This is a genomic window from Streptomyces sp. A18 (assembly GCF_059026065.1).
In genome coordinates this window covers 302,506-328,808 of record NZ_JBWLKL010000003.1, presented here as the reverse complement: position 1 = coordinate 328,808, position 26,303 = coordinate 302,506, and the positions used below count along the sequence as shown (strand labels likewise).

30 protein-coding genes and 2 tRNA genes are annotated in these 26,303 nt (G+C 70.1%); 13 read left to right on the top strand and 19 right to left on the bottom strand.

The annotated features are described in order from the left end of the window. Positions 1-119: 119 nt before the first annotated feature. The 3 genes from AC5P1C_RS07165 to AC5P1C_RS07155 all read left to right on the top strand — a co-directional run bounded on the left by AC5P1C_RS07165 (position 120) and on the right by AC5P1C_RS07155 (position 2,796). Positions 120-695 (top strand): TerD family protein, encoded by a 576-nt coding sequence (locus AC5P1C_RS07165; protein WP_493864973.1) that lies wholly within the window; start codon positions 120-122, stop codon positions 693-695. Between the two features lie 64 nt (positions 696-759). Next, the gene (locus AC5P1C_RS07160; protein ID WP_493864804.1) at positions 760-1,905 is read left to right on the top strand and encodes a DUF475 domain-containing protein; all 1,146 of its coding nucleotides are present in this window, start codon (positions 760-762) and stop codon (positions 1,903-1,905) included. A 147-nt stretch (positions 1,906-2,052) separates the two neighbouring features. Then, a complete protein-coding gene (locus tag AC5P1C_RS07155) occupies positions 2,053-2,796 on the top strand; it encodes a TerD family protein (RefSeq protein ID WP_493864803.1) in 744 nt (247 codons plus the stop codon). Between the two features lie 33 nt (positions 2,797-2,829). Here AC5P1C_RS07155 and AC5P1C_RS07150 read toward each other — a convergent pair whose 3' ends face one another. Next, positions 2,830-3,690 (bottom strand): TerD family protein, encoded by an 861-nt coding sequence (locus AC5P1C_RS07150; RefSeq protein WP_493864802.1) that lies wholly within the window; start codon positions 3,688-3,690, stop codon positions 2,830-2,832. 181 nt (positions 3,691-3,871) lie between these two features. On the opposite strand from AC5P1C_RS07150, the gene AC5P1C_RS07145 reads away from it, so the two are divergent. The 4 genes from AC5P1C_RS07145 to AC5P1C_RS07130 all read left to right on the top strand — a co-directional run bounded on the left by AC5P1C_RS07145 (position 3,872) and on the right by AC5P1C_RS07130 (position 8,787). Then, positions 3,872-5,047: an HpcH/HpaI aldolase/citrate lyase family protein gene (locus AC5P1C_RS07145; protein WP_493864801.1), complete on the top strand. Its 1,176-nt coding sequence runs from the start codon at positions 3,872-3,874 to the stop codon at positions 5,045-5,047. Between the two features lie 107 nt (positions 5,048-5,154). After that, complete coding sequence (locus AC5P1C_RS07140; RefSeq protein WP_493864800.1) at positions 5,155-7,713, top strand: phosphoribosyltransferase; 2,559 nt, start codon at positions 5,155-5,157, stop codon at positions 7,711-7,713. Further along, positions 7,710-8,534 carry an HAD family hydrolase gene (locus tag AC5P1C_RS07135; RefSeq protein WP_493864799.1) on the top strand — a complete coding sequence of 275 codons (825 nt, stop codon included), beginning with the start codon at positions 7,710-7,712 and terminating at the stop codon, positions 8,532-8,534. The genes AC5P1C_RS07140 and AC5P1C_RS07135 overlap by 4 nt, the downstream gene beginning before the upstream one ends. A gap of 34 nt (positions 8,535-8,568) precedes the next feature. Then, positions 8,569-8,787 carry an FmdB family zinc ribbon protein gene (locus AC5P1C_RS07130; protein ID WP_493864798.1) on the top strand — a complete coding sequence of 73 codons (219 nt, stop codon included), beginning with the start codon at positions 8,569-8,571 and terminating at the stop codon, positions 8,785-8,787. Between the two features lie 142 nt (positions 8,788-8,929). Here AC5P1C_RS07130 and AC5P1C_RS07125 read toward each other — a convergent pair whose 3' ends face one another. From AC5P1C_RS07125 to AC5P1C_RS07105, 5 genes are all read right to left on the bottom strand, one after another. Then, a complete protein-coding gene (locus tag AC5P1C_RS07125) occupies positions 8,930-9,913 on the bottom strand; it encodes a sugar kinase (RefSeq protein WP_493864797.1) in 984 nt (327 codons plus the stop codon). Then, the gene (locus AC5P1C_RS07120) at positions 9,910-10,644 is read right to left on the bottom strand and encodes a bifunctional 4-hydroxy-2-oxoglutarate aldolase/2-dehydro-3-deoxy-phosphogluconate aldolase (protein WP_493864796.1); all 735 of its coding nucleotides are present in this window, start codon (positions 10,642-10,644) and stop codon (positions 9,910-9,912) included. The genes AC5P1C_RS07125 and AC5P1C_RS07120 overlap by 4 nt, the downstream gene beginning before the upstream one ends. A gap of 23 nt (positions 10,645-10,667) precedes the next feature. Then, a complete protein-coding gene (locus AC5P1C_RS07115) occupies positions 10,668-11,273 on the bottom strand; it encodes a DUF4383 domain-containing protein (RefSeq protein WP_493864795.1) in 606 nt (201 codons plus the stop codon). A gap of 182 nt (positions 11,274-11,455) precedes the next feature. After that, on the bottom strand, positions 11,456-12,940 hold the full coding sequence (locus AC5P1C_RS07110) for a hypothetical protein (protein WP_493864794.1): 1,485 nt from the start codon (positions 12,938-12,940) through the stop codon (positions 11,456-11,458). Positions 12,941-13,017: 77 nt separating this feature from the next. Continuing rightward, positions 13,018-13,893: a DUF4097 family beta strand repeat-containing protein gene (locus AC5P1C_RS07105; RefSeq protein ID WP_493864793.1), complete on the bottom strand. Its 876-nt coding sequence runs from the start codon at positions 13,891-13,893 to the stop codon at positions 13,018-13,020. Positions 13,894-14,129: 236 nt separating this feature from the next. Here AC5P1C_RS07105 and AC5P1C_RS07100 point away from each other — a divergent pair. Next, positions 14,130-14,204 (top strand) — tRNA-Val (locus tag AC5P1C_RS07100). A gap of 828 nt (positions 14,205-15,032) precedes the next feature. Here AC5P1C_RS07100 and AC5P1C_RS07095 read toward each other — a convergent pair. The 3 genes from AC5P1C_RS07095 to AC5P1C_RS07085 are packed head-to-tail and all read right to left on the bottom strand — an operon-like array spanning position 15,033 to position 15,792. After that, positions 15,033-15,188, bottom strand: coding sequence for a hypothetical protein (locus AC5P1C_RS07095; protein WP_493864792.1), 156 nt, complete (start codon positions 15,186-15,188; stop codon positions 15,033-15,035). Next, the gene (locus AC5P1C_RS07090) at positions 15,185-15,532 is read right to left on the bottom strand and encodes a hypothetical protein (RefSeq protein WP_493864791.1); all 348 of its coding nucleotides are present in this window, start codon (positions 15,530-15,532) and stop codon (positions 15,185-15,187) included. The genes AC5P1C_RS07095 and AC5P1C_RS07090 overlap by 4 nt, the downstream gene beginning before the upstream one ends. Beyond that, positions 15,529-15,792 (bottom strand): hypothetical protein, encoded by a 264-nt coding sequence (locus tag AC5P1C_RS07085; RefSeq protein WP_493864790.1) that lies wholly within the window; start codon positions 15,790-15,792, stop codon positions 15,529-15,531. Before AC5P1C_RS07085 ends, AC5P1C_RS07090 begins: the two co-directional genes overlap by 4 nt. A 171-nt stretch (positions 15,793-15,963) precedes the next feature. Between AC5P1C_RS07085 and AC5P1C_RS07080 the strand changes: the two genes are divergently transcribed. Together AC5P1C_RS07080 and AC5P1C_RS07075 are read left to right on the top strand one after the other, a co-directional pair. Further along, positions 15,964-16,713, top strand: a complete 750-nt coding sequence (locus tag AC5P1C_RS07080; RefSeq protein WP_493864789.1) for a DUF6879 family protein — start codon at positions 15,964-15,966, stop codon at positions 16,711-16,713. 13 nt (positions 16,714-16,726) lie between these two features. After that, positions 16,727-17,578 carry a helix-turn-helix domain-containing protein gene (locus tag AC5P1C_RS07075; protein WP_493864788.1) on the top strand — a complete coding sequence of 284 codons (852 nt, stop codon included), beginning with the start codon at positions 16,727-16,729 and terminating at the stop codon, positions 17,576-17,578. Between the two features lie 289 nt (positions 17,579-17,867). Here the strand turns inward: AC5P1C_RS07075 and AC5P1C_RS07070 are convergent, their stop codons facing one another. The 3 genes from AC5P1C_RS07070 to AC5P1C_RS07060 form a co-directional block, all read right to left on the bottom strand. Beyond that, positions 17,868-18,245, bottom strand: a complete 378-nt coding sequence (locus AC5P1C_RS07070) for a nuclear transport factor 2 family protein (RefSeq protein ID WP_493864972.1) — start codon at positions 18,243-18,245, stop codon at positions 17,868-17,870. A 137-nt stretch (positions 18,246-18,382) separates the two neighbouring features. Next, positions 18,383-18,637 (bottom strand): hypothetical protein, encoded by a 255-nt coding sequence (locus tag AC5P1C_RS07065; protein ID WP_493864787.1) that lies wholly within the window; start codon positions 18,635-18,637, stop codon positions 18,383-18,385. A 378-nt stretch (positions 18,638-19,015) separates the two neighbouring features. Beyond that, positions 19,016-19,097: transfer RNA gene (locus AC5P1C_RS07060), tRNA-Glu, on the bottom strand. Positions 19,098-19,450: 353 nt separating this feature from the next. On the opposite strand from AC5P1C_RS07060, the gene AC5P1C_RS07055 reads away from it, so the two are divergent. Next, positions 19,451-19,726 (top strand): hypothetical protein, encoded by a 276-nt coding sequence (locus AC5P1C_RS07055; protein ID WP_493864786.1) that lies wholly within the window; start codon positions 19,451-19,453, stop codon positions 19,724-19,726. A gap of 84 nt (positions 19,727-19,810) precedes the next feature. Here the strand turns inward: AC5P1C_RS07055 and AC5P1C_RS07050 are convergent, their stop codons facing one another. The 4 genes from AC5P1C_RS07050 to AC5P1C_RS07035 all read right to left on the bottom strand — a co-directional run bounded on the left by AC5P1C_RS07050 (position 19,811) and on the right by AC5P1C_RS07035 (position 21,570). Next, a complete protein-coding gene (locus AC5P1C_RS07050; protein ID WP_493864785.1) occupies positions 19,811-20,272 on the bottom strand; it encodes a hypothetical protein in 462 nt (153 codons plus the stop codon). 72 nt (positions 20,273-20,344) lie between these two features. Beyond that, positions 20,345-20,731 (bottom strand): hypothetical protein, encoded by a 387-nt coding sequence (locus tag AC5P1C_RS07045; protein ID WP_493864784.1) that lies wholly within the window; start codon positions 20,729-20,731, stop codon positions 20,345-20,347. 136 nt (positions 20,732-20,867) lie between these two features. Then, positions 20,868-21,182, bottom strand: coding sequence for a hypothetical protein (locus AC5P1C_RS07040; protein WP_493864783.1), 315 nt, complete (start codon positions 21,180-21,182; stop codon positions 20,868-20,870). A gap of 40 nt (positions 21,183-21,222) precedes the next feature. Next, on the bottom strand, positions 21,223-21,570 hold the full coding sequence (locus tag AC5P1C_RS07035; RefSeq protein ID WP_493864782.1) for a DUF8825 domain-containing protein: 348 nt from the start codon (positions 21,568-21,570) through the stop codon (positions 21,223-21,225). Positions 21,571-21,767: 197 nt separating this feature from the next. Here AC5P1C_RS07035 and AC5P1C_RS07030 point away from each other — a divergent pair, with 197 nt between their 5' ends. After that, positions 21,768-22,013 carry a DUF2277 domain-containing protein gene (locus AC5P1C_RS07030; protein WP_493864781.1) on the top strand — a complete coding sequence of 82 codons (246 nt, stop codon included), beginning with the start codon at positions 21,768-21,770 and terminating at the stop codon, positions 22,011-22,013. Here the strand turns inward: AC5P1C_RS07030 and AC5P1C_RS07025 are convergent. Beyond that, the gene (locus tag AC5P1C_RS07025) at positions 22,010-22,672 is read right to left on the bottom strand and encodes a DedA family protein (protein ID WP_493864780.1); all 663 of its coding nucleotides are present in this window, start codon (positions 22,670-22,672) and stop codon (positions 22,010-22,012) included. The two genes, AC5P1C_RS07030 and AC5P1C_RS07025, sit on opposite strands and share 4 nt — an antisense overlap. Positions 22,673-22,909: 237 nt before the next feature. Between AC5P1C_RS07025 and AC5P1C_RS07020 the strand changes: the two genes are divergently transcribed. Next, positions 22,910-23,467, top strand: coding sequence for a superoxide dismutase family protein (locus AC5P1C_RS07020; RefSeq protein ID WP_493864779.1), 558 nt, complete (start codon positions 22,910-22,912; stop codon positions 23,465-23,467). A gap of 108 nt (positions 23,468-23,575) precedes the next feature. Here AC5P1C_RS07020 and AC5P1C_RS07015 read toward each other — a convergent pair whose 3' ends face one another. Further along, positions 23,576-24,031 carry a DoxX family protein gene (locus tag AC5P1C_RS07015; RefSeq protein ID WP_493864778.1) on the bottom strand — a complete coding sequence of 152 codons (456 nt, stop codon included), beginning with the start codon at positions 24,029-24,031 and terminating at the stop codon, positions 23,576-23,578. 62 nt (positions 24,032-24,093) lie between these two features. Next, a complete protein-coding gene (locus AC5P1C_RS07010; protein ID WP_493864777.1) occupies positions 24,094-26,130 on the bottom strand; it encodes an FAD/NAD(P)-binding protein in 2,037 nt (678 codons plus the stop codon). Positions 26,131-26,303: the final 173 nt, after the last annotated feature.

Sequence of the window (26,303 nt, the reverse complement as noted above, 5' to 3'; positions counted from 1 at the left end):
CGGCGCCGCACACCACGAGTGCGGCGCCGGACGTGCTCAAAATTCTTGCTCCCGGGCGCTGCCCCCGAACGATGGGGGACCGGGAATTCTTGCTCACGAACCACGGGGAGGACCACATCATGGGCGTCACGCTCGCCAAGGGAGGCAACGTCTCCCTCTCCAAGGCCGCACCGAACCTCACACAGGTCCTGATCGGCCTCGGCTGGGACGCGCGCTCCACCACCGGAGCCCCCTTCGACCTCGACGCCAGCGCGCTGATGTGCAACTCGGGCCGGGTTCTCGGCGACGAGTGGTTCGTCTTCTACAACCACCTGCAGAGCCCGGACGGCTCTGTCGAACACACCGGCGACAACCTCACGGGTGAGGGTGACGGGGACGACGAGTCGCTCCTGATCGACCTCTCCAAGGTTCCCGCCAACTGCGACAAGATCGTCTTCCCTGTCTCGATCCACGAGGCGGACAACCGCGGCCAGACGTTCGGCCAGGTCAGCAACGCTTTCATTCGCGTCGTCAACCAGGCCGACCACCAGGAGCTCGCGCGCTACGACCTCTCCGAGGACGCGTCCACGGAGACCGCGATGATCTTCGGCGAGGTCTACCGTTACGGCGGCGAGTGGAAGTTCCGCGCCGTTGGGCAGGGGTACGCGTCAGGTCTGCGGGGCATCGCTCTAGACTTCGGGGTCAATGTTTCGTAAAGCAGGGGACCGACGCGGGGGAGACCGCTAAGCGGGAGCCCGTACACACATGATTGGGTAGCCAGTGGTTCTGAAAACCTTCGGCTGGTCGTTCGCGGTTACCGCGCTCGGCTTGGTCGCGGCGGTGTTCTACGGGGGGTGGACAGGTTTCGGGATCGTAGCGATCTTGTCCATCCTCGAGATCTCGCTGTCCTTCGACAACGCGGTGGTCAACGCCGGGATCCTGAAGAAGATGAGTGCCTTCTGGCAGAAAATCTTCCTCACCATCGGCATCCTCATCGCCGTGTTCGGCATGCGGCTGGTCTTTCCTGTCGTCATCGTGGCCATCAGCGCCAAGATCGGGCCCATCGAGGCCGTCGACCTGGCGATGACCGACAAGGACATGTACAAGCAGCTGGTGACCGACGCTCACCCGTCGATCGCCGCCTTCGGTGGCATGTTCCTGCTGATGATCTTCCTGGACTTCATCTTCGAGGACCGGGACATCAAGTGGCTGGGCTGGATCGAGCGCCCGCTCGCCAAGCTCGGCAAGGTCGACATGCTGTCGGCGTGCATCGCGCTGATCGTCCTGCTGGTCACCTCGATGACCTTCGCCGTCAACGCCCACCAGCACGGCGGCACACACGTCAACAAGGCCGAGACGGTACTGATCTCCGGCATCGCCGGTCTGATCACCTATCTGATCGTCGGCGGTCTCTCCGGCTTCTTCGAGAACAAGCTGGAGGAGGACGAGGAGCGCGAGCACGAGGCCGAGGAAGAGGCCAAGCGCACCGGTAAGAACACGGGCATGGCGATGGCCGGCAAGGCCGCGTTCTTCATGTTCCTCTACCTCGAGGTCCTGGACGCGTCGTTCTCGTTCGACGGCGTGATCGGTGCCTTCGCCGTCACGAACGACATCGTCCTGATGGCGCTCGGTCTCGGCATCGGCGCGATGTACGTCCGGTCGCTCACCGTCTACCTGGTCCGCCAGGGCACCCTCGACGACTACGTCTACCTGGAGCACGGCGCGCACTACGCGATCGGCGCCCTCGCCGTGATCCTGCTCGTCACGATCCAGTACGAGATCCACGAGGTCATCACCGGCCTCGTCGGCGTCGTCCTGATCGCCTGGTCCTTCCTCTCGTCCGTGCGCCGAAATCGGGCACTGGCCGCGGCAGAGGGAAATGGCTCGGGCACGGGCGAGAAGACTGAGGTCTCTTCCGGCGTGTGAATCAGGGTCTGACTCGTTCCCGGCGTGTGACCCGGGGCCGAGTGAGGAACGCTTCTGAACGGGGCGGCCATCGAGGACGAGTCCTCCTGGCCGCCCCGTGGCATTCGTAACGGGCCCATGGGGCTCCGGCATTTTTTGGGGGCGGCGATGTCCTTCTGGGACGGTTTGTGGCGTGGACGCTCGATGGACTACGAGTCGGGCAGCGCCGCGACGAACGCCATCGAACTCACCAAGCGGCACCCGACGGTCTCGCTCAACAAACAGGGCGCGGCCACCGGCAACCTCCGGGTCAACCTCTCCTGGCAGATGCGGACGTCCGACATCATCGGCAAGCCCAAGGGCGACAGCCTGCTGCGGCACCCCTTCCGGATGTTCCAGCCCGACGTGGTGCAGGCGCACACCCAGGGCGTGGTCAACGTCGACCTCGACATCGGCTGCCTGTACGAGATGATGGACGGTGCCAAGGGCGTCGTACAGCCGCTCGGCAGCTTCTTCGGGAGCCTGAACGCCGCGCCGTACGTGAAGCTCAGCGGTGACGACCGGTTCGGTTCGCCGTCCGGCGAGACGATCTATGTGAACCTCGACCACCGCGAGTCCATAAAGCGGCTGCTGTTCTTCGCCTACATCTACGACCAGACGCCGGCCTTCGACCGCACGCACGCGAAGGTGACGCTCTATCCCAGCAACGGCCCGCGGATCGAGATCGACCTGGACGAGCGCCAGCCGCAGGCCCGCTCGTGTGCCGTGGCCACGCTCGAGAACGTCAAGGGCGAGCTGGTCGTGCGCCGCGAGGTGAAGTTCGTGTACGGCTTCCAGGCCGAGCTCGACCGGCTCTACGGCTGGGGGCTGCAGTGGGGCCGCGGCTACAAGTCGAAGGTGGGTGGCGTCTGAACCGCCGACGCCCCGGCCCCGGCTCCCGTGCGCTCAGCGTGCCAGGAACTGCGGGCCCTGGGGCGGCAGCCGGAAGTTCGGGTCGGGCATCGCGGCCACGGGCTGCGGATAGCCGTAACTTGGCTGCGCGGCCGGCGCCGCATGGGCGGGCGCGTGCTGCGGATAGCCGTAGGACGGCTGCGGGGCAGGCTGGTGGCGCGGGGGCTCCGGAGGGTAGCCGTAAGCGGGCTGCGGGGCCGGTGCGGGGAAGGGCTGCGGGGCCGGAGCCTGCGTGGCGGGGGCGGGCATCGGCTGCTGCTGGGGGTAGGGCTGCGGCAGCGAGGCCTCGGTCGTCGGCTCGGGCACCGCCTCGGACTCGTCCACGGAGATGCCGAAGTCGCCGGCGAGCCCCTCCAGACCGTTGAGATACCCCTCGCCCAGGGCGCGGAACTTCCAGACGTCACCGCGTCGGTAGAGCTCGCCGCAGATCAGGGCGGTCTCGGCGCCGGTCTGCGGGGTGATGTCGAAGTACGCGAGCGGTTCGGCCTCGCCCGCGCCTGCGTCGTACAGCAGGATGCGCAGCGCGCGTACGTTCTCGAAGGCGACGTTCTCGGCGGATGCGACGAGCAGGACGCGGCTCACGGCCGGATCCAGGCCCGCCAGGTCCGTCTGGACCGTGTCGGTCAGGCCCTCGGAGACGCGCTTCTTGCCGAGCCGCCAGACCTTGCCGGACGGATGGCGCGGCTGGTTGTAGAAGACGAAGTCCTCGTCGGACCGCACGCGGCCGTCGGCGCCCAGGAGCAGGGCCGACGCGTCGACGTCCGGAACGCCCTGTCCCGGGGTCCAGCGCAGCACTGCGCGGACGGCCGTGGCTTCGAGCGGGACGTTCGACCCCTTCAACATCGCGTGCGTCATGCGGTCATCCTGCCTTCCCGGTCCTGGACGGGACAACGCGGGGGTGACGGTGTGTGGCCGGTGTGTCTGACATGGCCGGGTTACCTGAATTTCATGCCCATGGGGAACCCTTGACACCCGTCCCTACGTACTATTACCGGCCACATCACGTCGGACCGCGCCGACGAGTACAGGGGAAATCATGCGTCATTTCGGGCATATCGCCCCAGAGGTGCGACAGCGTCTCTTCCATCAGGAGCCGTGCGCCTTCACCGCGGACTCCTCGCCACGCCTGCTCGCCGCCGCCCTGGGGGCCACGCTCTACAGCCCTGCCACCCGCCCCCGCCTCGCCGACGACATCCTGAAACAGGCCGGGCGTGGCGTGATCTCGATGGTGCTCTGCCTCGAGGACTCGATCGACGACGCGGAGGTCGTCGGCGCCGAGGAGAACCTGGTCGGTCAGTTCGCCGACCTCGCCGAGCGCGATGACGCGGGAGGCGCGGAGCCGCCGCTCCTGTTCATCCGGGTCCGGGCCCCCGAGCAGATAGCCGACCTGGCCGAGCGCCTCGGCCCCAGCATCCGGCTGTTGTCCGGATTCGTACTGCCCAAGTTCACCGAGGAGCGCGGCGTCGCCTTCCTGGAGTCGCTCGCCGTGGCGGAGGCCACCAGCGGCCGACGGCTCTTCGCCATGCCCGTCCTCGAATCGCCCGAGCTGCTCCACCTGGAGAGCCGCGCCGAGACCCTCGCCGGGATAGCCCGCACCGTCGGCAAGTACCGCGAGCGGGTGCTCGCGCTGCGGCTCGGCGTCACCGACTTCTGCTCGGCGTACGGACTGCGCAGACCGCCGCACATGACCGCGTACGACGTCCACATCGTCGCCTCGGTCATCGCCGACGTCGTGAACCACCTCGGCAGGGTCGACGGCACGGGCTTCACCGTGACCGGCCCCGTCTGGGAGTACTTCCGCGTCCAGGAGCGGATGTTCAAGCCGCAGCTGCGCCGGAGCCCCTTCCTGGAGGGCCGGGCGGAGGAGCTGCGGCAGGCGCTCATCGAGCACGACATCGACGGCCTGCTCCGCGAGATCGAGCTGGACCGGGCCAACGGCCTGACCGGCAAGACCTGCATCCACCCTTCGCACGTCCTGCCCGTGCACGCGCTCTCGGTCGTCAGCCACGAGGAGTTCAGCGACGCCGAGGACATCCTGCGCCCGGAACGGGGCGGCGGCGGGGTGATGCGCTCGGCGTACACGAACAAGATGAACGAAGTGAAGCCGCACCGCGCCTGGGCCGAGCGGACCCTCCAGCGCGCCGAGGTCTTCGGCGTCGCGCGCGAGGACATCGGCTTCGTGGAGCTGCTCTCCGCCGGGCTCTCCGACTGAGCACGCATCGCTCGGCCGGGCTCTCCACCGAGCTTCTCCGAGCTTCTCCGGCTTCTCCGGGCTTTTCCGGCCGACTACTCAAGGAACGTAAGGACTGTGCGAGGACTGTGAACGACGACGTGGTGTGGTCAGGGACGTGGGTCGCCGAGCGGCTCGGCGTGGAGTTGGCCGGGGACGCGGGGCTGAGCGACCTGCTCGGCCTCGCCCTGCGCCGCAACCCGAAGCGGGCACACCTCCTGGTGTCGAACGTCCTGGGCAAGCATGTGCCGCAGCGGCCCTCCGTCGTGTACGCGGCCGGGCGTGACCTCGGCGTGCGGACGCGCGAGCTCCTGGGCGACGCGGAGGCCCGGCGCGCGGTCGTCCTCGGGTACGCGGAGACGGCGACCGGCCTCGGCCACTGCGTCGCGGACGGCATCGGCCTCGCGCCCTACCTCCACTCCACGCGCCGCCCGGTCGACGGGGTGCGCAGGGCGGGCGGCTTCGAGGAGTCCCACTCGCACGCGACCTCGCACCTGCTGCTCCCCGAGGACCCCCGGCTCCTCACCAGGGACGGCCCGCTGGTCCTCGTCGACGACGAGTTCTCCACCGGCAACACCGTCCTCAACACCATTCGCGCCCTGCACGAGCTGCACCCGCGCGAGCGCTACGTCATCGTGGCGCTCGTCGACATGCGCTCCCCGCAGGACCAGGGGCGGCTTGCCGATTTCGCCCGGGAGATCGGCGCGCGGGTCGACCTGATCACGATGGCCTCCGGCACGGTGAGCCTGCCCGACGGGGTCCTGGAGAAGGGGCAGGCGCTGGTCGAGGAGTACGAGGCTTCGTCCGAGGAGTACGAGGCTTCGGCGCTCCCCGCCCCGCGCCGCGAGGGCGGTACGGTCACCCGGGTCGACATCGGATGGCCCGCCGGAGTGCCGGACGGCGGGCGTCACGGCTTCGCGCCCGAGCACCGGGTGGCGCTTGAGGCGGCGCTGCCGAGGATGGCGGACCGGGTCGCGGAAGCGCTGGCTCCGGGCCTCGACGCCCGCGACGCCTCCGACGCCCGCGACGCCTCCGACGCACGCGACGCCTCCGGCGCCCGCGAGGCCCGCGTGCTCGTCCTCGGCTTCGAGGAGCTGATGTACGCGCCACTGGCCCTCGGCGTGGCGTTGGAGGAGCGGCTGCCGGCCGGCACCACGGACGTGCGGTACTCCACCACCACCCGTTCGCCCGTCCTCGCCGTCGACGACCCCGGGTACGCCATCCGCACCCGCCTCGTCTTCCCCGCGCACGACGCCCCCGCCGACGGACCCGGCGACCGGTACGCGTACAACGTCGCGGGCGGCGGCTTCGACGCGGTCGTCATCGTGGTCGACTCCGCGGGCGACCGCCCCGAACTCCACGCGCCCGAAGGCCTGTTGGCGCAGCTCGCCGCGCACACCCCGCAGGTGCTGCTCGCCGTCGTGCCCTCGTACGTCCCTGAGCAAGCCCCTGTGCGCCTCCCCGAGTACGTCCCCGAAAGGCCCTCCATGCTGCCCGATCCCCTCCGCGGCCCCGACTTCTCCTCGTACGCGGCCGAAGACGTCGGCTGGCTGCTCCAGGACCTCTCGGACGTCCGCCTCGAGGCGCCCACCGAGGAGCGCGAGGAGGCGATACAGAGCGGTGGCGCGCACTACGCCGAGTCGCTGCCGGTCGAGTACCAGCCGAGCCCGCAGTACCAAGACCTGTTCCGCGCGGCGCTCGGCACCTCCGCCGCCCGCATCGCGCAGGCCGTCGGCACCGTCACCGAGACCGTGCTCGCCGAGCGGTCCCCTCGCCCCGTCCTCGTCTCCCTTGCCCGCGCGGGCACGCCCGTCGGCGTACTGATGCGGCGCTGGGCGCAACACCGGCACGGACTGGACCTGCCGCACTACGCCGTGTCGATCGTGCGCGGCCGCGGCATCGATGCCAACGCACTGCGCTGGCTCGCCGCCCACCACGACACGGCCGACGTCGTCTTCGTCGACGGCTGGACCGGAAAGGGGGCGATCACGCGCGAACTCGCCGACGCGATAAGAGAGTTCGAGGACGCCGGGGGGCCCGTCGGCTTCGATCCGGAGATCGCCGTGCTCGCCGACCCCGGCTCCTGCGTCCGCACCTACGGCACCCGCGAGGACTTCCTCATCCCCTCGGCCTGCCTCAACTCCACGGTGAGCGGCCTGATATCCCGCACCGTGCTCCGCGCGGACCTGGTCGGCCCCGATGATTTCCACGGCGCGAAGTTCTACCGCGAGCTCGCCGACGGCGACCTCTCCATCGACTTCCTCGACGCCGTCGCGGACCGCTTCGGCGAGGTGGCCGACGCCGTCGACGCGCAGGTCAAGGAGCTGCTCTCGGCGGACAGGGCCCCCACCTGGGAGGGCTGGGCCGCGGTCGAGCGGATCAGTGAGGAGTACGGGATCCACGACGTGAACCTGGTCAAGCCGGGAGTCGGCGAGACGACACGCGTCCTGCTGCGCCGCGTCCCCTGGAAGATCCTGGCGCGCGCGGGAGCGGGGGCCGACCTCGACCACGTACGACTGCTGGCGGAGCAGCGCGGCGTACCGGTCGAGGAAGTGGCCGAACTCCCTTACACCTGCGTCGGACTGATCCATCCTCAGTTCACCCGCGGAGCCACCGGCACGGACGGCAAGGCGGTGGCCTCCAAGTGAGCACCTCCCGTTCGGTGTTGGTCGCCAGCGACCTCGACCGCACCCTCATCTACTCCGCCGCCGCACTCGACCTGACCATGCCCGACGCCGACGCGCCCCGCCTGCTCTGTGTCGAGGTGTACGAGAGTAAGCCGCTGTCGTACGTCACCGAGACCGCCGCCGGGCTCCTCGGCGAGGTGGGCCGTGGCTCGGTTTTCGTGCCGACGACCACGCGTACGCGCGAGCAGTACGGCCGGATCCATCTGCCCGGCTCCGCACCGGAGTTCGCGATCTGCGCCAACGGTGGGCACCTGCTGGTCGACGGGGTTTCCGACCCCGAGTGGCGTGCGGGCGTCGGACGCCGTCTCGCCGCCGAGTGCGCCTCGCTCGACGAGGTCCGTGCACACATGGTGCGCACCGCCGACCCGGCCTGGCTCCTCAAGGAGCGGGTGGCCGAGGATCTCTTCGCCTATCTGGTCGTCGAGCGGTCCCTGCTGCCGGAAGGGTGGGTCAAGGAGCTCGCCGTGTGGGCGGAGAGCCGCGGCTGGACCGTCTCGCTGCAGGGACGCAAGATCTACGCCGTACCGAAGCCGCTGACCAAGAGCGCGGCGGTGCGCGAGGTGGCCCGTCGTATCGACGCCGACGAGATCCTCGCCGCCGGTGACTCGCTCCTCGACGCCGATCTGCTGCTCGCCGCCGATCGCTCGTGGCGGCCGGGGCACGGCGAGCTGGCGGACACGGGCTGGACGGCGCCGGGGCTCACGGTGCTTCCGGAGCGGGGGGTCGCGGCGGGGGAGGAGATTCTGCGGGAGTTCCTCCGCCATGGTGCGGCCGGCGTCTGATCTCGGAGCGGTCCGCTGCCGTTAGCCTTGGCCCATGCCTCGATACGAGTACCGCTGCCGCTCCTGTGGCGACACCTTTGAGCTGAGCCGCCCGATGGCCGAGTCCGCCGACCCCGCTGCGTGTCCCGCGGGGCACGAGGACTCGGTGAAGCTGCTGTCGACGGTGGCTGTCGGCGGTTCGGCGTCCGCGTCCGCCCCTGCCCCCGCCAAGGGTGGCGGAGGCGGCTGCTGTGGCGGGGGCTGCTGCGGCTAGCTGGAGCGCCCCGTAAGGGGAGCGGGGAGCGGCGCGCCCAGCCCCCACTGGCCCGCGGGGTATCACCGCACCCCCACAGGCCCGCGGGGTATCACCGCACCCCCACAGGCCCGCGGGGTATCACCGCACCCCCAGCGGAGCGCTACCGCACCACGGTGCCGGCTCCCGCCCCCAGCAGCTCGAGTTCGGCCCGTGTGGGTGCCCCTTCCCAGTCGCCGTGTGACGCCACGGCGAAGGCGCCCGTGGTCACGGCCCGGTCGAGGCGCCCTGCCACGTCCGCCCCGTCGAGCAGTGCCGACAGATACCCGGCGACGAACGCGTCCCCGGCGCCCACGGCGTCCACCGCCCGCACCGGGCGTGCGGGAGCGTGCAGTTCGCCGTCGGTGGTGTACGCGGTGGCCCCGTCGGCGCCGAGCTTGACCACGACCTCGCGGACGCCCTGCGCGAGCAGCGCCTCGGCCGACGCGGAGGCCTCAGCGGCAGTCGCCATCTCCGGTACGCACAGCGGCAGTTCGTCGTCCGATGCGATGAGGACATCGACGTACGGAATCCAGGAACGCAAGACCGCGGCGGACTCCTTGTCGCTCCACAGCCGCGAGCGGAAATTGACGTCGAGGCAGACCGTCGTGCCGTGCTCCCGGGCCAGTTCGAGGGCGCGGCGGCAGGCGTCGCGTGCGGACGGGCCGAGGGCCGGGGTGATGCCGGTGAGGTGCAGGACGCGGGGTACGCAGGGAGCGGTGAAGGCCCGCTCGACCGAGGCGGCCGTAAGACGTGAACCGGCGGAACCCGCACGGTAGTAGTGCACGCGGGTCACTTCGGGCAGTCGCGGCTCGAAGAGGATGAGCCCCGTGGGCGCGTCCGGATCGCGGGTCGCGCCGCTGACGTCGACGCCCTCGGCGCGCAGCGTGCGAAGGACCAACTCGCCCGCCTCGTCGTCGCCGACGGCACCCGCCCATCGCGTCGCGTGGCCGAGACGCGCGAGGCCGATGGCCACGTTCGACTCGGCGCCCGCGATGGACACGTCCATCGAACCGCCCAGCTTGAGCGGCCCGCTGCCGCGCAGGGCGACCATGCTCTCGCCGAGGGTGAGGACGTCGGTGGCATTCCCTTGGAGCCCGGCGCTCATCGACCGGCTCCCGTTCCCGCGCCCGTTCCCGCTCCCGTTCCCGCGCCCGTTCCTGTGACCGTTCCCGCGTCCGTTCCCGCGCCCGTGGCCGTTCCCGTGCCAGCGACCGCCACGAACTCTGCCGCGCGCTTGCGCAGCGCGTCCAGGTCCCCGCCGTCCGCCGCGTCCCCGATGAGCGGGGAGCCGACGCCCACCGCGACCGCGCCGAGCGCCAGGTACTCCTCGGCTGCGGCCGCGTCCACGCCGCCCACCGGGACGAACGGCAGGTCGGGGAAGGGGGCCCGCAGCGCCTTGAGGTAGGCGGGGCCGCCCATCGCCGACGCGGGGAAGATCTTCAGCGCGGTGACTCCCGTGGCGCTCGCCGCGATCACGTCGGTCGGGGTCAACACCCCTGCTGCGACGGGGAGTTCACGCCGTACGGCCTCGTCCACTCCGGCCCCGAGGCCCGGCGTCACGATGAGATTGGCGCCCGCGTCCGCGGCCCGCCGCGCGTCGTCCGCGGTCAGGACCGTGCCCGCGCCGAGCCAGGCCTCGCCGCCCAGCTCTGCGCGCGCCCGGCGCAGGACGCCCAGCGCGTCGGTGCCGCTGAGGGAGACCTCGACGAGCGGCACACCCGACTCGACGAGCGCCATGACCGTCCGGAACGACGCCTCCGCGTCCGTGCCGCGCACGATGGCGACCAGGCGCTTGGTCCGCAGGACTGTACTGAAAGCAGTGGTGAGGTCCGACATGCCCCAAGGCTCGCACAGGGCGTTCAGGGGGCCTGCTCAGGGTGGTCTGCCTGCTCAGAGCGTTGCACCCCGTGCTCGTTCCGCGGTCTGCGCGATTGCCCGCGCCCGGCGTGCCGTACTTGCTCCGGGTGGCGTGCCTGCCAGTACGGGTTGTCGTGCGGCAGGGCAGAGCCGACCCGCCCGTACATCCCGAAGACCATCAGCAGGATGCCCACCACAAAGCTGAACAGGACGTTCTGGATGCGGAAGGCGAGGAAGTTGAGCCCGGTGTCCAGGAGGGCGAGGTTGACGAAGCCGCTGAGGACGAAGGCGCAGCCCAGGACCATGTTGAGCGTCGACGCGAAGTTGCCGCCGATCACCATGCCGACGAACAGGAGCAGTCCGACGCAGATCGACAGGACGCTGAGCGCGCCGTTGGTGTTCAGGCCGGCGACGGTGTCGCCCCCGGTGTCGAAGAAGCCGACCTTGTCGATCAGGCCGAGGATGCCGAACGCGAGCAGGACGAGCCCCATCAGACCCGCGCCGACGCGGTAGATCGTGCTGAGGCGGTGATCGACGGGCAGGTGTTCGTTCAGCGTGACGTGCCGCCTTGGCCGCTTCGCCCCTGGGTGAAGTACATGTGTGGCCATGTCCGCCTCCCTTGGTACGTCGGCGTACGTAACTCCAGGATCCGCCAGCAGGCCGCGGACCGCCAGCAGACGCGGTTAGGAGGCCGCCGGCAGACGCGGTAGAGGGCCGCCGGTAGACGCGTTGGGCCCGGCCGCCCCAAGGCCTCCAGGTCCTGGCCCGCGCTCGGGCCCCTTGCCCCTGCTCAGGCCCCTTGCCCCCGCTCCTCCCGGATCTGCGTGACCACGCGCGCCACCGCCTGCCGCACGGCTTCGGTCTCGGTCAGGAAGTGCCAGTAATCCGGGTGGCGCCCCTCCAGGGAGGCCACCGCGCGGTCAAGGCGGGCGACGGACTCGTCCAGCGGGCGGGCGTGCCGCTGCTCCGGGGTCTGGCGGCCCGCCATGGCGAGGCGCTGGGCGTCGCGGATCGCGAAGCGGGTGCGCTCGATCTCGTGCTGCGGGTCCTTCGCCACCGCGTTTAGCTGCTGCAGCCGGTCGCCGGCGGCCGAGACCGCCTCGTCCGTCGAGTTCAGCAGGGCGCGGACCGTCGAGAGCAGGGCGGTGGCGTCCGGCCAGCGCTGCTCCTCGCGCGCCTGCCGGGCCTCCTTCAGCTTGACCTCGGCCTGCCGTACGTTCTCCGCGGCCTGGTCCGGCACCCGCTGCAGGTCCTGCCAGCAGGCGGCCGTGAACCGCCGCCGCAGCTCGCTGAGGACGGGGTCGACCTGACCGCTGCGGGTGGTGAGCGCCTGCGCGCGCGTACGCAGCGACACCAGGCGGCGGTCTATCTCGGCGGCCCGCTCGGGCAGCCGCTCGGCCTCGGCGCGGACGGCTTCGGCGTCCCGCAGGACGCGGTCGGCGCGCTGCAGGGTCTCGGGCACGCCGTGCTGTCCGGCTCCCTGATTGAGCTTGGTCAGCTCGGGCCCGAGGGCGGCGAGGCGGGCGGCCAGATCATCGGCCTTGAGCCCGGCCCCTCGTACGGAATCCAGGGCGTTGCTGGCGGCGAGGAGCGTCTGCCGGGCGCGCTCGACGGCCGGGGCGAGCCGGGCGAGCTGCGTCTCGGCCTTGTCCAGCAGCGGCCCGAGCCCCTGCTGGAACCGGTCCAGGTCCTGCTTGGCCTTGTCCAGCTCGCCCTTGGCCTCGGTGAGCTCGGTGCGTGCGCGGGCGGCGACGGAGGCCTCGAGATCGTCACGGTCGAGGTCGTGCGCGTCGACGGCGCTGATGTACTGATGGCTGGCCTCGTCGATCCGCCGCCCGATCGCCTCGAAGTCCGAGACCGCCCGCTGCGCGGCGGGCGTGGAGTCCACGGCGACGATGGTCTCGATGGAGATCCGCAGGTCCCGCTGGGCGGTGTCCAGTTCGTAGAAGGCAGCGGCCGCCGCGTCCTTGGCGGCCTGGGCGTCGGCCCGCACGCTCTCCCCACGCCCGCCGAACCACCGCCGGGTGCCGCCGCCGGCGAAGGCGGCGGAGAGGGCGAGGGCGAGAAGGGGGAGAGGCAGGAGGACCAGCGCGACGGCGTCGCGGAGGGGGGCCGGCCGGTGCGGGGGGACGTCGTCCGCACGCTCGCCCCTGCGGCCGTCCGGGCGGTGACGCGGCCGCACGCTCCCGCAGCGACGTACATCCTCATCCGGATCCGGCACAACTGACTTGCTCGACGTATCCGGTGTGTACGGCTGCCAAGGTGTCGCCGTCACTATCCCTCTCCCGTGCTGTCATCCGCCTTGCCCGGTGTCACATTCTCCCACCGGTTAATGACGAACACACGGGCCGGTTAGTTCGCGCTGCGCACCGTGACTTTGCCGTCTTCGCTGCGGGCGGACACCAGGTGCGGACTACCACTGTCGCGGGGAACGGAAACATCCACGGCTCCGTCGGTCGTCTTGGTCGCCACGTCGTACGAGACGTCGCGGCCGCCCCTCTTCTTCGGTACTTCGATGGTGACGGCGCCGTCCGCGCTACGCGCTTCGACACGGTCGGGCACGGACGCGAGCCGGAGCCGCACGGCACCGTCCTTGGAGGTGGCACGGACGCGCTCCGACCGGACGCCGGTCGCGTCGACAGCTCCGTCGCTGCTGTCCAGTGTCAGCGGCCCGGCGGGGTCCTTGACGGTCACGGAACCGTCCTCGGTGCGAATGGAGAGGGGCTCCCGAAGCCCGGTGGCGCTGACGTGCCCGTCGTCGTTCTCCACCTTCAGGGCCACCCCACGAGGCACTTCGATGCGGTGCTTGGCCGAGCAGTCGGCGAAGACACCGGAGCACTTCATGCTCAGGGTCAGCCGGTCCCCGCCCATGGCCCACGTCACCTCGGGACTCCCGCCGAGCACGGTGGACCCGTCGAACCACCGGGTCACTTGGACCTTGCCGGTGTCGGAGCCCGCGGTGACGAATTCCAGTGCGGAGTCGTCGGAGTCGACGGTCAAGGTCTTCCCCTCCAACGCGAACGCCCGCCGCTCCGGCTCGGAGTCGTCACCGGCACGGGCCCCACAGCCACCGGCGAGCAGAACGACGGCGACGGCACCACTGGCGGCGGAGAGGACGCGCAGGCGGCGGCGGGGGGAGTGGCCGCGACGAACGGAAGGAGAGGGAACGGAGCGGGTGGAGCGGACGGAGCGGGTGGAGCGGGTGGAGCGGACGGAGCGGACGGTCATGAAGGATCTCCCCTGAGCGGCTTCGACCGGCGGCCCACGCCACGACTGCGACTTCCCCGGGCGCTGATTTCCTTGGGCCCTGACTTCCCTGGGCGCCCTACGACCGTACGAACGAACCCCGCCCCGCGGGATCCGGCCCACTCCCGGATCGGGGGTGGGGTTAACCCCCTCCCGCGGCCACCGCATACGCGTTTGCGGCTCGGGGCCACCGGCAAGGTAGGCTGTCGAAACACCCCGGGCGCGTAGCTCAGCGGTAGAGCGCTGCCCTTACAAGGCAGATGTCGGCGGTTCGAAACCGTCCGCGCCCACCATGGTGATCAGCGAAAAGGCCCTGTACTCCCAGCTCAACGGGGGTGCAGGGCCTTCTTGTTGGGGCGCACTGTGCAGCCTGGCATCTTGCTCGCGCAGTCTGGCTACACCCCCACTACTGCGCTCCGTCTCCTAAATATCCCCTAAACGATCAACGCCTTCTGTGCAGGTCTCGGGCCGGCTTGGCTCGGTGACTGCAACGCAGATCGCCCTCGCGTTCCGCTGGCGCGGAGTGCGAGGGCGATCCCAAGTGCCGGGCCGTCACAGAGGGGGGCACCACAATGAGACGACCCAGCACGCCTGCGGTGGGGCTATCTATGTGTAACAGAGGCTCCGTTTAGGACATCGCCCATCTGGGTGAACATGCGTTCGATTCCTCTACCGTACCTCTCGCCCTGCGGCATATGCCACAACCGTAGGGCTAGGTGTCCTCCACCAGGAGACGAGGCGGCCGGTCTCGGCGCGGGCGGGAGTGGGCCAACGCGCCAAGGTGCGAGGAGCAAGGTTCTGGCGTCATCTCACACCGGAACGCTCCACGCCGGGAGTGTGTGCAGGCGTCACATAGCTGCGTTCCCTTCACGCGGGGCACGTTCTCGCTACCTGCTACCTGCTACCCGCTGCTCAGCTATCCGCAAAGCGGGGGTTCGCACTCCTCGAATTCACGGACGGTGTGGCCGCATCGCCCGCAGAGGAGAGGGGACTGGAGTGGTGGGCTGTCCATGGGATCTCCGCTCGATGCACAGAGGGGTAGGCGGCCGCTCGGTCACGCTCGCCGTCGAGCGGCCGCCTCTTCCCGCTGCGGCCCGTCCGACGTGGCCGCGGCGGGGGTCTCAGCTGGCTTGCGTCTCGCCTGGGCGGCGCGGCCAGTCGATGCGCTGGTAGTAGTGCCGGTGGTCGCCGGTGTGCTGTGGCGGAAGGGTGCAGCGGACGTTCGTTCCCTCCTTACGGATGTGGCAGATGCCGGGGATCGTGGTGCGCTCGCTCATTGCGGCACCTGCCGACTGACCCTCATGGCCGCGCCGAACAGCCTCTGGCCCTGGAGGCACCAGGGGAGGGTGGTGGCGCACTGCGTGCAGTCCTTCTGGTGGCTCTCGAACGCTGCGTAGAGGTGCGTGTAGCCGCAGGAACGGCAGCAGCGCGGGAACCACCGGGTGACAGTGCCGTGCGCGTCTACGGACCGCTCGCCGAGGTCGACAGCCGTGGTGTTGGAGAGGGCGACAGCGCACCACAAGCAGGCCCTGCCGCGAACCTGCGGCTCGGACAAGGTGCCGAGGGCTGGCAGTGCGCCGCCTGGCCAGTGGCTGACCGTGTCTACTTTGAGTCGCTTCATCTGAGGGCCTCCGTGGGAAGTCGAGGGCCGCTATCGGCGAGGCCGCTTGCGGCTTCTCCTCGCTGAAGTGCCACAGCCAGTCGCATGGCGACGTCCGCACGGGCGCGCCCAAGTTCAACGAGGTGGAGGGCGGGTGCTCCCGCGTCGACCGCGAGGGACGGGAGCACTATGCCAACGTGGTCGAGGGCCGCCCGCAGAGACTCCACGGCGGTGAACGGGTCGACGCTGACGGCGTCGCTCAACTCGGGTGCTGAGGCCATGACCAGGACGGTATGAACATGAGACCGCCAGGGCACAGGCGATGTTCTCGAATGTTCTCGGCATCTGGCCGAATGTTCTCGTGTGTTCTCGTGATGGGAGCTGCACGCTCTAGAGCGGAGGACATCGCGTGGTGATGCTGGTGGCGACAACCCCGTACTGAGGGAGGCGGCATGGCGCGACGACTGCGCTTCAACGGCACGGACAGCAAGAACGGTGGGTGCCCAGCGATCCACCAGGACATCGACTCCGGCGAGGTCATCGTGCAGGGGACGCCGCTCACTGACAGCGCCGACCTCGCCCAGCTACAGCACTTCGGCCCGGACGATGCTGCGGTGGTGGTGCCGCGAGAACTGCTCGTCAACCACGGCCCGAAGGAGAGGAAGCGGGTGCCCAACCTGATCGACATGGCCGAGTTCGGCCGGCTCTTCGAGACGTTCGAGCACTCGGCGTGGCACCTGGAGACACGGCGCGGATACGCCTCCGACCGCGAGGATCCTGGGTTCGCCGAGTTCCAGCGCACGGGGCAGGCCCCCATGGATCTGGACAGCGAATGGTGCGCGAACATCCTTCGGCAGACGTCCAGCGGCAAGCACGTAGGACGCGTCCGCGTCGTCGACAACCCGCCCACCGAAGGCCAGTTGTTCCTGCTCGACTACTCCCGGTGCAACGCAGCAACGGGCGAGGACGTCCGCAACATCTGGCGTGAGGACGCACAGCACGCGCACCTGCCCGCAGAGGACTTCTGGATCTTCGACAGCCGCCTGGTCGCCGTGCTTCGCTTCGACGACGAGGACACCTTCCACGACGTCGAGGTGATCACGGAGCCTGCTGAAGTCCTGCGATACTGCCAGGTCCGGGACGCGGCCATGCATCACGCAGTCCCATTCGACGAGTTCACGGCGCAACTGCGCGCCGACTGATGGCGGGGAGCCGGTGAGCACAGACTTTCAGCAGGCTCGAGAAACTCTCGGAGCGCGACTCCGCGAGATACGGCTCTCGTCCCCTGATGGTCGGCTCACCGGCCCACAGCTCGCCCAACGCCTCGGCTGGCCGCACTCCAAGATCTACAAGTTGGAGAACGGCCAGCAGACCGCCACTGCCGACGACCTGCGCGCGTGGGCCGACGGCGCCAACCAGCCTGAGGCCTTCGCCGAACTCGATGCGCGCCTCAAGGGGTTCGAGTCCCACATCCGATCCTGGCGGCGCCAACTCGCCGCCGGTCACCGCCCGGTGCAAGACAGCTGGAACCTCGAGGTGGACCGCTCGAAGGTCATCCGCGCGTGGGAGGAGTCCGTGATCCCCGGCATGCTCCAAACCGCGGACTACGCCCGCGCTATGTTCGTGCGCTACGCCAGCCTCTACGGCACGACACGCGACACGGACGAAGCAGTCCGCTCCCGCATAAGGCGGCAGGAGTGGCTACACGAGGGCGGCCGCCAGTTCCATGCCCTCGTATGGGAGCCAGCCCTCCATTCACTGATCTGCTCGCCATCAGTCCTCACGAGCCAGCTCGACCGGCTCGCGGGAACGATCGGTATGGACACTGTGCGTCTCGGCGTGGTCCCTCTCTCCGCCTCGCTCAAGGTCCCTGCCGCCAACGGCTTCTGGGTGTTGGATGAACGGCTCGTCATCGCCGAGGACTGGCACGCGGAACTGTGGTTGGACGATGACGACAACGTGGCCACATACCTCCGCGTCTGGCACACGCTCAGGGAATCCGCTGTGTACGGCGCAGACGCCCAAGCCGTTATCACTCGTGCTCAGCGATCCGTCCGCTCTCGCTGACCACCGCGAAGCCAGCCGAATCGCCTCGGGCATGACGAAAGGCCCCCTCCCGCCCGAAGGCGGAAGGGGGCGGCGATTCAGCAGGCGAGAAGGGCGATCGCACCCGATACGGCACCTGCCACGCCTGCGAGAGTGGCAATCGTGGGCAGCGGCCAACGTCCGCGTTCAAGGGCGCGGATGCGGGTCTCGTGGTCCTGGAGCTGCTGGCCCTGACCGGAGAGTGGTCGCGACAGTTGGGTTCGTCTTCCGGCCATCACTGGCCCCAGCAAGGACAGCGACAGAAGGTGACTCAGGAGTCGGACGGCTCGATTTCCCCCGCGAAGACGATGACCTGGTCGATGAGGCTCCGTCGCAGATGGACGACGTCCGTTCCCGCCAGGCGGGGGCCTCCAGCAGGCGTGGTGAACACCCACTGGTATCGGGCCCATTCGTCAGGCATGTCCACCGCTGAGCAGCGCACCATCGTGCCGGTCCCCGCCGGGTGGCGCCGGATGTCCAGTACGAACCGCTCAACCGCCGCGATTCCTTCGCTGCGACCCAACGGTCCCCAGAAGACCACGTCTGAGGTCAGGGCCTGGGAGAGCAGGGCAGTCACATAGTTGTCGTCCGTAGTGTTGAACGCGGAGATGAACGTGTCGATCGCGGAGCGTGCGGTCTCTTCCTCCATACCCCAGTAATACCAGCCGTTCCGCCTGCGCTCGTCCGTGAGGTGCTGCCGATCACGGTGAACCATCCCGCGGTCACATCACTACCCGGACATGACGAAGCGCCCCCTCCGGCCCGAAGGCGAGAGGGGGCGAACGCTTACTTCCCGAGGGCTTCGTGGATGGCGATCCCGAGGGCGATGATGCTGACGAGTGCGGCCACCGACGGCAGCGGCCACCGTGACCGCTCCAGCGCGGACAACCGCTGCTCCAGGTCGCTGATGTCCTTCTCGGTCTGGTCGGTCCTTTGCAAGGCGACGTCCAGGCGGCCGTTGATCGTGGCGAACCCGGTGTCGACCGCGCCGCGTAGCCGCCCCAGCTCGACCGCTACCTGGGTCGACTCCGGTGGGGTCACTCGGTCTTCACCGACTCCGTGCGGTCGGGCCCGTTTGGCGTGGCCACGGCGGTGAGCACGGCGAGCACCGCGGCGCCGGCCGCGAGCGCCAGGCCTTCGGACCATCGGGCGTGGATGATGCCGAGCTGCCCGCGGAGACGAGCTGCGACAGGTCGACGACTGGCCGCTTCGGCTCGGGCCGGGGTTCGGCCGGCGCCGCTGTGCCGAGCCGGGCCGCGATCCGCGAGCGCATGCGAGGACGAGGCCGGGCGCGTGGGCTGACGCGACGAAGCCGTCCGCGTGGTTCCCCCGTGGCGGACGGCTCGCGTCTGGGTGTTCAGAGATCGGACTCGGCGGCGGCGACGTAAGCGTCCTGGGCCGCTGGACGACACCGACCAGTGTCGGCGACGGGATTCGAACCCGCGTTGCTCTCTTGAGAGGAGAAGTAGCCGCAGCCTGCGCACCTGAACAGGCATCACCGTAGTCATCGGTCTTGCGGGGAGCACGTGATTTACGCCGCGGTGACGAGTCCGCCTTCCGTCCAGACTTGCCCGCGACCTGGGTGAACGGGCCCCGGCGTCCAACGTCCGCCCCCGGAGGGGAGGTAGCAGTGGTCCTGCCTCCGCCCGAGGAACGGCCGGTCGGATGACGTCTGATGGATCTTCTCGGATTTGCTGGGGGCAGACCAGAACCTGGGGGATTGTGGGGGAGTTGGCACTTTCGGCGAGGGCCGTGTGGGCGTACGACCGTCGTGCTGCCGTTGGGGCCTGGCCGGAAGGGAATTGTCTCGTGAGGATCGCCAAGGCTGTTGCGGGGCTTGTGGGTTTTGCGGGTGTGGTTGGAGTCGGGGGTGGTCTGGCAGGTGCTGCTCCCGCGTTCGCCTCGCCGCAGCCGCCGGTCGGTGGTGAGACCCAGCTGCTCGACTCCGCCACCAAGACGGCACAGGACCTGAAGAACCCCCTCGGTGAGGTCGACGTCGAGGCGTCCCGCGGCGAGCTGAGCGCGGACAACCCCTCGGCTGCTACCGCCGAGGTCGACAACGCCGTGCAGGGACCCGCCTCCTCCATGATCGGAGGGCTTCCCCTAGGGGCAGGGGCGCCGATCGGCTGATCCGGCGGGCGGTGCGCCCCGGAGGCGTTTCAGTTGCAGGGGCGCACCGTGGTGGTTTTTGTGCGGCAGCGGGTCGCCAGCACTTCATCTTCCATGTGTGGGAGTCACCGCTGTCGTTGGCCGGTCGCGGTGGGCGGCTTCCGGTCTGAGGTTGTTCGCGATCGTCGAGACCCGGAACCAGCGCCGTTGATCGCCGTAGAGCGTGCGCTGGGCAGCGGCGAGACAGCCGTCGGTGTGGGCGCGCACGGTGTAGCCGGTGGGGAGTTGGAGGGAGAGCTCCGTGGGGCCCGTGCCGAACAGGGCCGCTGTCGTGCGTTCTTGGTGCTCCTGGTGCTCTTGGTGCTCCTGGCGTTCCCGGCGGTCCTTGGTTGACCCGCCTGGGCTGCCGTTCGCGTCCTCGTGCGGGCGTGGTGGTTTCAGGCCCTGCCTCTTCAAGCAGTCCTCGATCAGCTGCTGTTGGGCCGACCTGATGGTGTCGTCCGGTGCGAGCGCGGGGGGTGCGGGCGGCGGCTGGGCGCACGCGCTCAGGAAGGCGGCGGGGGCCAAAAGCAGCGCGGCCAGTAGTGGGCGTGAGCATGGGCGTGGGTATGGGCGCGGCCGGGAGGGCATCTGCGTACGTCAGCCTTGATCGCAGCCCATGGTCGTGTCGCCCACGCCGTCCAGCTTCTTGGCCCAGACCGTCCAGCTCTCGTTGTAGTCGTCCTTGCGGATCTCCCGGTAGAAGCAACCGGCTCCGGGGCCGTAACTGATGGCGTAGACACTGGTGTTGACGCGCGACTCGAAGGCATATGCGTGGCGCTGTGTGCCGTTCTCCGCCTCCGCGTAGCCGGGCGGGCCGTAGCACCAGGCCCGGCCCATCATTCCGGGCTCGGACCAGAAGCAGACCTGGCCCGGGGCCGCCACCGAGCGCTCCAACGCGGTGTGGGTCCCGGCGGTGGCCGTGGGGGCGACCGCAGTCAGGAGGGCCGCGAAGGCGGCGGTGACTGCGGCGGTTCTGAGGCGCATGCGCGTGGGCTCCCGGGGGTGGTCGATGCGTTGTGCATGACCTCAATCCCCAGCGTTTGCGCAGGTAAGCGCCGTGTCGCCCGGAACAGTGACCAGTCGTATCGGCGAGTGCGGCCGCACCACGGCGGCCGCCCGCTCAGCGGCCGGAATGCGGGTGCGTGCGCTTGTACCTGCGGTCCCAGCGCTCCTGGCGTTCTTTACGGATGCGGTAGTCGCGGTAGGTCTTGGGGAAGCCACCGCCACCTCCGCCGGCTCCACCGCCACCGCCGGAAGCTCCGGCACTCGCGGCTCCGCCCGCGCCGCTTCCGCTGCTGCTGCTCTTGTCCGAGCCTCCGCGGTCGTAACTCTGGACCATGAAGAAGACGAGCGCCGCAGCTGCCAGCCACAGAAGTGGCTGGCTGAAACCCAGGCCGACCAGGGCAAAGAGCAGGACGACCAGCAGAACATTCATGGCAGCACCTCCTCGGCTTAGCTGGAGTCAACGCCCGCTGTCACTCGGTGTCAATGGATTTCTCGTGTATGTGTTTGAGCCGCGCGCGGGCCGTCACCGCGTCCGGTCCCGTCACCTGATCCCAGAAGCGGTGACACGTGACGAACACCGCCAACTCCCGCTCACGCGCCCGGAGTTTCTCCACCTCCGCCTGTTCGTCCGGGGTCCATCCGGGGGAGGCGGGGCGCTCCACTTTGCGCCAGCCGTGGTCGTCGCTGAAGCCGTCCAGGGGCATGACCGACCAGGGGAGCCGCTTCAGCAGGGCCAGGAGTTCGGCCCGGACCTGGTGCAGTTCCTCCTGCCCCGTGAGGAGGTCGCTCGGGAAGTCGTATGCAGGGGTTTCAGGCACGCACTAATGCTACTCCTGTTCGAATTTCGAGTGCGAGAGGCGCCACGCCTGACTTCGATGCTCCAGTTCGGTGCTCCAGTTCGGTGCTCGAGTTCAGTGCGCTGCTTTGGTGCGCTGCTTCGGTGCTCCACCTTTGGCGGGCGCCTCACTCGGCGCCTCACTTCACACCGGCGCCTCGCACGCGGCAAGCTGTAAGCATGTGCCGCAGCATCAAGACCCTCCGTCCGCCCGCCATCCCCGAGGACGCCACCGAGGAGGAGATCCGGGCCGCCGCGCTCCAGTACGTGCGCAAGGTCTCGGGATTCCGTGCCCCGGCCGCGCACAACCAGGAGGTCTTCGACCGCGCCGTGGACGCGGTCACCGAAGCCACCGCCGAACTGCTCGCCGGGATCGAGGTGCGCGGGGCCAAGCCGCGGGCCGCCGAAAAGGCTTCGGCGGCTTAACCGGCCGCCGGACGCGGCCGGCGCACCAGGAACGCCGCCCCCGCGCCCGCCGCGAAGAGCGCGAGCAGTGAGACGCCCGTGGCCAGCCACGACGCGCCGAGCCACTGCCCGCCGAAGTAGCCGAGCGCGACGCTGTATCCGGCCCACGCCACTCCCGCGAGCGCCGACCAGGGCAGGAACTCACGCACCTTGCGGTGTGCCGCGCCTGCCGCGAGCGAGACGATCGAGCGGCCCGCAGGGGCGAAGCGAGCGATGACGACCAGGACTCCGCCGCCACGGGAGAGCGCCGTGCCGAGTCGTTCCTGCGCGGTGGTGAGGCGGCGCGAGCGGGCGATGGCGCGGTCCAGGCGCTCGCCGCCGCGCCACGCGAGGCGGTAGACGGCGAGATCGCCGAGCACCGAGGCGGTGGCAGCGCAGAGCAGAAGGATCAGGATGTCGGGCACCTCGTGCGCGACGGCCCCCGCACTCGCACCTGCCGCACCAGCCGCACCTGTCGCGCCAGCCGTACCTGCCGTTCCCGCCGCGGCCGCCGCAGTGGCCGCCGTGATGACGAGGACCCCGCTCGGCAGGACCGGCAGCACGATGTCGAAGAGCACGGAAAGTGCCACTACCGCGTAGATCCATGGGCTGCTGGTCAGTGAGCCCAGAGTCTCAAGCACCGAAGTTCCCCGTAACTCCCCGGTCGACGACTTGACTGCCGCGACGTCGCGGGGGAGCGGCAGGGGCGGCCTGGTGACAGCTGTACAGCGTACGCCGCGCCCTCCGCAGGAGATCCACGGGGGGCTCATATGTTCGCTACGCCACGTTCACCCGCCTGCCGCTCCAGATGCGGCGTACGACGCCGATGTCCCGTACCAACAGAGACATCGACAGAGAGACAGCAAAGGAGCGGGACGATGGTGGCAGGAATGCTCGCCGGGGTCATGGCGACGGCGGTGCTCGCAGCGGGCGGCGGTGCGGGCGCCGGTGACGGGGGGCCTTGTTACGAGATGCGGGTGGGGGCGCGGTTCGCGCCGCCCACGGCCTTCATCTCCTCGTCGGCGATCACGTACGACACGAAGCTCGTCCCCGCGGGTTCCCGGATCGAGGTCGAGCAGCGCGGCAAGCCGGGCGACATGGCGGTCACGCTCCGGGTGAAGGGAATGAAGCCGGGTTTCGCGTACGGAGCGCACGTGCACCAGAAGCCGTGCGGTCCCGACCCGGCCGCGGCCGGTGGGCACTACCAGCACCGCGAGGACCCGGTCCAGCCCTCGGAGGACCCGGCCTACGTCAACGCCGAGAACGAGGTCTGGCTGGACTTCACCGCGCGCAAGGACGGTTCGGGCACGGCGACCGCCCGCCATGACTGGGAGTTCCGTCCGGGTGGGGCCGGATCCGTCGTGCTCCACCGTGAACAGGGCGGTGCGGGCGACCGGTTGGCGTGCTTCACGGTGCCGTTCGCTCCCGTCGGCTGACCCTCCCGGTACGGGACGGCGCCCCGGTCCTCGTACGCGTACGAGGGCCGGGGCGCCGTCCCGTGAGTGAGTGAGCGCGCACGCATGGGTGCGCGCGTCATGTGCGCGTCAGGCGGCCACCGGCGTCCGCTCCGACGCCGCCTCGTCCTTGTCCTCGCGCCCGCCCCGCGACGCGAAGAGGCGGTCGAGGCCGAGCGCGCCCGAGCCGGTGAAGACGAGCAGGAGCATGGCCCAGCAGAAGATCGCGGAAGCCTCTCCGCCGTTCTGCAGCGGCCACAGGGCCTCGGGCTGGTGCACCTTGAAGTAGGCGTAGGCCATCGAGCCCGACGAGATGAACGCCGCGGCGCGGGTGCCGAGGCCGAGGGCGACCAGGCCGCCGCCGACCAGCTGGATGACGGCCGCGTACCAGCCCGGCCAGGTGCCGGCGTCGACCGTGCCGCCGCCCATCGCGCCGCCGAGTACTCCGAAGAGCGACGCGGCGCCGTGGCAGGCGAAGAGCAGGCCGATGACTATGCGGAAAAGCCCGAGGGCGTAGGGCTGGGCGCTGTTGAGACGTCCAGTCATGGTGGGGGACTCCTTCGGTTTTCGGGGACGGTAACCGAGCGGAGGCCCAAGGTTAGGGGAACCTAATCAATGCTTGCAAGTTCAACATCTGGCCACTCGGGCGATTCCACTTCCCCTGCGGACGGAACCACTCCCCTCGCGGACGGAACCACTCGCCCCGCGGAGGGGATCTCCGCGACGCCCGCCGCCGTCCGCAGCACGGCCCGCGCCACCGCGTCCGCGTCCGACAAGGTCACCGAGTCGACGCCCGGCCTGGCCCCGGCGGCCGTGACCCAGTGCACGCCTTCCGTGGGCACTCCGAATGCGAACCTCCTTGCGTGGCAACGTCCTTGACGGTCGATCAGGTGATAGGGGCGGGGTGTTACGTCGACGCCTCCGGTTTCGTAGCCGTCGACGACGTGGGCGCGGCACTGGCCCGTCCGCAGGAGCCGCCCGAGTAGTTCGTCCGCGGTGCGTCGCACGTCCGGCTCGGGGAGGCGGGCCTCGACGACTGTGGTGACGAACACATCCGACCCCGGCACGTCGGGGGAGTGCGCCAGGAACATCCCGTCAGCGGTGGGCCGCACGTCCGAGCGCGGGCCGAGCACCTCGACGACACCCGCCTCGACCAGTGCCGCCAACTCCTCGATGCGGCGCCGGGGCGGGCCGATCGACAGGAAGGCGTTGAGCGGCGTGTACCAGCGGTCCAAGTGCTCGCGGCGTGATGCCCCGGACAGGCCGCCGTGGTCGAGGACCAGGCGGAGTTCGTTGCGCAGGTCGCGCAGTACGTCCAGGGCGGACTTCAGCGGGCTCGCGACATTGCCGAGCGCGGCCTGCGCGGTGTCCTCGCGCAGATACGCGAGCAGCCAGGCGCGGAAGTCGTCAGGGGAGCGGAAGGTGAGTCCGGAGTACGGCCGTGCGAGCCGGTCCCAGGACCAGCGCGCCGCCTCGGGGATCCCGAACTCGTCCAGGATCAGGGCCTCTTGAGAGCCGCGGTGCGGCGCCGCGAGGAAGGCGTCCCTGAACTCCGCTGCCCGGTCGGCGGGTTGGACGATGGCCGCGTAGTAGACCGTCTCGACCTCCTTCGCGACCAGTGGCCATATCTCGTCGAGGAAGTCCGGCGCGTCACCGCTGTCCGCGCGCTTGCGGAAGCCGGCTATGACGTCGGAGGTCAGGACAAGCGGCTCGTGCCGTCCGTACGCGCCCTTCGCGTTGTCGCCGCGCGCCTGGTAGGGGATGCCGCGCCGCGACCCGGCGTACAGCTTCGGCTCGCGCCCTGAGGGCTGATAGCGCAGACCGCCCTCCGGAGCAGGGGTGAAGCGTCCGCCGCGGCCCTGCGTCAGCAGCGCCATGTGGTCGAAGAAGTTCAGGCCGAGCCCGCGCAGCAGGACGCGCTCGCCGGGGGCGACGGCCGACAGGTCGACGTCGGCGGGGTTGGCCGGCGGTATGTGGCGCAGGCCGTGCCGCGCGGCGTACGCGGAGAGGTGCTGCTGCCCCTCGTCGCCGATCGCGGGGAGGTGGCCCTGCGCCAGGACGACTGCGCTGAGCCCGGAGAGTTCACGGCCGCTGTCGAGTACGAGGGTCTGGGCGCCGCCCGCCCCGCCCGCCGGCCCTGCCCCGTCCTCCAGCCCCGCCCCGTCCTCCAGTCGCACCGCGTCCTCCAGCCGCACTGCCCGCGCCGCGTGCACCTCGACCCGGACCGACCCGGGTGCGCCGTGCAGGACCTCGGCGAAGACCCACTCCAGGTAGCGGCCGTAACAGGCGCGCGTCGGGTAGTCGTCCGGACCGAGCCCCGGCGCGTGCCCGGCGGCGGCCCACGCGTACAGGCTCGGGCCCGGACGGATCGGCCCGGCGCAGTCGACGCTCTCATCGGTGAAGAGGGTCACCTGCGATGCGACCGTGTTCATGAGCAGCTCGGCCGGCTGCGCGGTCCGCCAGACGCGCCCAGGGCCCGGGGGAGAGGGGTCGACGACGTGGACCGTCAGCCGTGCCCCCGGCGGCAGGAGTTCGGTCGCCGATGCGCAGAGGCGTTCCAGGACACTCGTGCCGCGGGGCCCCGCGCCGACGACGGCGACAGCAACGTCATGTTCCGGTGCGATCGCTGCGGATGGTGCGGACAAAGGTGTGACTCCCGGGCATCGGAGGGGCCGACGGAGGCGCGACAGGGGGCGTGGTGGAAGCGGACGGTCCGCCTCATCATGTCGCCTCATCATGCCGCCGGAAGCCCCAAAGTCGAACCCCGGAGCGGAGGATCACCAGGCAGGTGTGGCCTGTGTCAAGCGATTCCGGCCGG

Coding starts and splice junctions, on each gene's coding strand:
- AC5P1C_RS07095 (WP_493864792.1), bottom strand. CDS start 15,188: ATGAGCGAGCGCACCACGATCCCCGGCATCTGCCACATCCGTAAGGAG.
- AC5P1C_RS07165 (WP_493864973.1), top strand. CDS start 120: ATGGGCGTCACGCTCGCCAAGGGAGGCAACGTCTCCCTCTCCAAGGCC.
- AC5P1C_RS07040 (WP_493864783.1), bottom strand. CDS start 21,182: ATGAATGTTCTGCTGGTCGTCCTGCTCTTTGCCCTGGTCGGCCTGGGT.
- AC5P1C_RS07120 (WP_493864796.1), bottom strand. CDS start 10,644: ATGTCGGACCTCACCACTGCTTTCAGTACAGTCCTGCGGACCAAGCGC.
- AC5P1C_RS07020 (WP_493864779.1), top strand. CDS start 22,910: ATGGTGGCAGGAATGCTCGCCGGGGTCATGGCGACGGCGGTGCTCGCA.
- AC5P1C_RS07155 (WP_493864803.1), top strand. CDS start 2,053: ATGTCCTTCTGGGACGGTTTGTGGCGTGGACGCTCGATGGACTACGAG.
- AC5P1C_RS07045 (WP_493864784.1), bottom strand. CDS start 20,731: ATGCGCCTCAGAACCGCCGCAGTCACCGCCGCCTTCGCGGCCCTCCTG.
- AC5P1C_RS07145 (WP_493864801.1), top strand. CDS start 3,872: ATGCGTCATTTCGGGCATATCGCCCCAGAGGTGCGACAGCGTCTCTTC.
- AC5P1C_RS07030 (WP_493864781.1), top strand. CDS start 21,768: ATGTGCCGCAGCATCAAGACCCTCCGTCCGCCCGCCATCCCCGAGGAC.
- AC5P1C_RS07070 (WP_493864972.1), bottom strand. CDS start 18,245: ATGGAGGAAGAGACCGCACGCTCCGCGATCGACACGTTCATCTCCGCG.
- AC5P1C_RS07080 (WP_493864789.1), top strand. CDS start 15,964: ATGGCGCGACGACTGCGCTTCAACGGCACGGACAGCAAGAACGGTGGG.
- AC5P1C_RS07115 (WP_493864795.1), bottom strand. CDS start 11,273: ATGGCCACACATGTACTTCACCCAGGGGCGAAGCGGCCAAGGCGGCAC.
- AC5P1C_RS07130 (WP_493864798.1), top strand. CDS start 8,569: ATGCCTCGATACGAGTACCGCTGCCGCTCCTGTGGCGACACCTTTGAG.
- AC5P1C_RS07015 (WP_493864778.1), bottom strand. CDS start 24,031: ATGACTGGACGTCTCAACAGCGCCCAGCCCTACGCCCTCGGGCTTTTC.
- AC5P1C_RS07150 (WP_493864802.1), bottom strand. CDS start 3,690: ATGACGCACGCGATGTTGAAGGGGTCGAACGTCCCGCTCGAAGCCACG.
- AC5P1C_RS07090 (WP_493864791.1), bottom strand. CDS start 15,532: ATGAAGCGACTCAAAGTAGACACGGTCAGCCACTGGCCAGGCGGCGCA.
- AC5P1C_RS07105 (WP_493864793.1), bottom strand. CDS start 13,893: ATGACCGTCCGCTCCGTCCGCTCCACCCGCTCCACCCGCTCCGTCCGC.
- AC5P1C_RS07125 (WP_493864797.1), bottom strand. CDS start 9,913: ATGAGCGCCGGGCTCCAAGGGAATGCCACCGACGTCCTCACCCTCGGC.
- AC5P1C_RS07085 (WP_493864790.1), bottom strand. CDS start 15,792: ATGGCCTCAGCACCCGAGTTGAGCGACGCCGTCAGCGTCGACCCGTTC.